This window comes from Rhodococcus sp. NPDC057529 (assembly GCF_042802055.1).
GTDB lineage: Bacteria > Actinomycetota > Actinomycetes > Mycobacteriales > Mycobacteriaceae > Rhodococcus_F.
On the sequence record NZ_JBHVEY010000004.1, the window covers coordinates 221,068 to 223,359 of the forward strand.

Sequence of the window (2,292 nt, forward strand, 5' to 3'; positions counted from 1 at the left end):
GTTGGGGACGCTTTTGTGGGTGCGGCACTCCGTGGCGCGCCCGCTGACCCCGCTGACTGTTCCAAAAACTCCCCCCCCCGCGTTGGTGTGTGGGGGGCGAGTGTAGGGACTCGCTAACCACGCACGGGCGGCGTAGCCGCCTACTTCAACAGTGCACGCGACATCACGACGCGCTGGATCTGGTTCGTGCCTTCGTAGATCTGTGTGATCTTCGCATCACGCATCATCCGCTCGACAGGGAAGTCCGTGGTGTAGCCGGCGCCACCGAACAGCTGGACGGCGTCGGTGGTGACCTCCATCGCGACGTCGGAGGCGAAGCACTTGGCTGCCGCGGAGATGAAACCGAGGTTCTTCTCGCCGCGCTCGGCGCGTGCCGCGGAGGTGTAGACCATGAGGCGTGCGGCCTCGACCTTCATCGCCATGTCGGCGAGCATGAACTGCACGGCCTGGAAGTCGCTGATCGACTTGCCGAACTGCTTGCGGTCCTTGGTGTAGGCGAGGGCGGCGTCGAGGGCGCCCTGTGCGAGGCCGACCGCCTGCGCGCCGATGGTGGGGCGGGTGTGGTCGAGGGTCTGCAGCGCCGTCTTGAAACCGGTGCCGGGCTCGCCGATGATGCGGTCGCCGGGGATCTTGCAGTTCTCGAAGTACAGCTCGGCGGTCGGCGAACCCTTGATGCCGAGCTTCTTCTCCTTCGGTCCGACGACGAATCCTTCGTCGTCCTTGTGGACCATGAACGCGGAGATGCCGTTCGCGCCCTTGTCGGCGTCGGTGACGGCCATGACGGTGTACCAGCTGGACTTGCCACCGTTCGTGATCCAGCACTTGGACCCGTTGAGGATCCAGTCGTCGCCGTCGGCCTTGGCGCGGGTGCGCATGCTCGCGGCGTCCGAACCGGCCTCGCGCTCGGACAGCGCGTACGACGCCATCGCCTCGCCGGACGCGAGCTGCGGCAGGACCTGCTGCTTGAGTTCCTCGGAGCCGTTGAGGATCAGGCCCATGGTGCCGAGCTTGTTGACGGCGGGGATCAGGGAGGAGGAGCCGCAGACGCGGGCGACCTCTTCGATGACGATGCAGGTGGCGACGGAGTCGGCGCCCTGCCCGTCGTACTGCTCGGGGACGTGGATGGCGTTGAAGCCGGAGTTCACGAGGGCCTGCAGCGCCTCTTCGGGGAAGCGCGCATCCTCGTCGACTTCCTTCGCGTGGGGTGCGATCTCCTTCTCGGAGAGCGCGCGGATCGCGGACCGCAGTTCGTCGTGCTCTTCACCGAGCTTGAACAGATCGAAGTCCGGATTTCCGGCCATGGGGGCGCTCCTTGCTGAGTCTCGACGGCACCGAGTCTGAGCGGCACTCCGTGCCAGGTTCTTTTCCGTTCAGGTGGGCCGCAACGTTCGTGGTCGGCAAACTACTGCCACTGGAGAGCAGTCAACCACGGCACTGAGTGCCAGTCAAGGGTGGGAGTCGTCACTCTCGGCCGCTCAACTCCGGCGCCGCGACAACTGGGTGCGGATGCGCCCGGTGATCTCCTCCACGGGAGTCCCCGGCGGGTACGAGACCACCAGTACGGCGTCCTCTTCCTGCGTGGATGCCCCCGGGGCGACGCCGAACGTCCGGCGCACGTCGAGCAGGGCCCGCTCGAGTTCCTCCGCGGTGGCGTCCGGGTCGCCCTTGATCATGTTCCGAAGCAGAAAGTTGTGGCACGCGGTGACAGCGGCCGCGAATCCGATGACCTTCAGGACCGGTTGGGTGGGCACGACGCCGCGCAGGTAGTCGACGAACAACCGCTCGTAGCGGACGCCGGTGACGATCTCCCGGTCGCGGAGCGCGGGAACCCTCTGGACCACCTGGTACCGCCGCACCGCCAGTTCCCGGTTCTCCCGGAACCTGTCGAAGACCAGGCCCGCCGTCCTGCAGACCGCCGCCCACGGGTCGTCGGTTTCCGTGGTCAGATGGTCCTCTGCCTGCTGAAACAGTGATTCGTGATCGGCGAAGATCACGTCCTCCTTGGAGCGGAACTGGCGGAAGAACGTCCGCCGGGACACCCCGGCGGCCGACGCGATCTGCTCGACGGTCGTCGCCTCGTACCCGTTCTCGGAGAACAGCCGGATGGCCTGTGCCACCACGTGGACGCGGAAGTCCGCGGGATCGATGCCGGGTGTGTCGACGCGCTCGGTCATGAGGCCCAGTATCCATCGGCGGCATTGGACCCGCAGTGCCCTGGACCCGGAACGCCGCGCGGGCGGATACTCGAAAGAGTGCGTCCGTCCTGGTTGGGCGGGGCGAGGTCGAGTTCTA

2 protein-coding genes are annotated in these 2,292 nt (G+C 66.7%); both read right to left on the reverse strand.

Annotated features, from left to right (window positions below; genetic code table 11):
* Positions 1-140: 140 nt before the first annotated feature.
* Positions 141-1,301 carry an acyl-CoA dehydrogenase gene (locus ACFU5V_RS09580; RefSeq protein ID WP_378439250.1) on the reverse strand — a complete coding sequence of 387 codons (1,161 nt, stop codon included), beginning with the start codon at positions 1,299-1,301 and terminating at the stop codon, positions 141-143.
* Between the two features lie 174 nt (positions 1,302-1,475).
* Complete coding sequence (locus ACFU5V_RS09585; protein ID WP_124395055.1) at positions 1,476-2,174, reverse strand: TetR family transcriptional regulator; 699 nt, start codon at positions 2,172-2,174, stop codon at positions 1,476-1,478.
* Positions 2,175-2,292 lie beyond the last annotated feature (118 nt).

Excerpts from the sequence above, each read along its gene's own strand:
- ACFU5V_RS09580 (WP_378439250.1), bottom strand. The coding sequence starts at position 1,301 with ATGGCCGGAAATCCGGACTTCGATCTGTTCAAGCTCGGTGAAGAGCAC.
- ACFU5V_RS09585 (WP_124395055.1), bottom strand. The coding sequence starts at position 2,174 with ATGACCGAGCGCGTCGACACACCCGGCATCGATCCCGCGGACTTCCGC.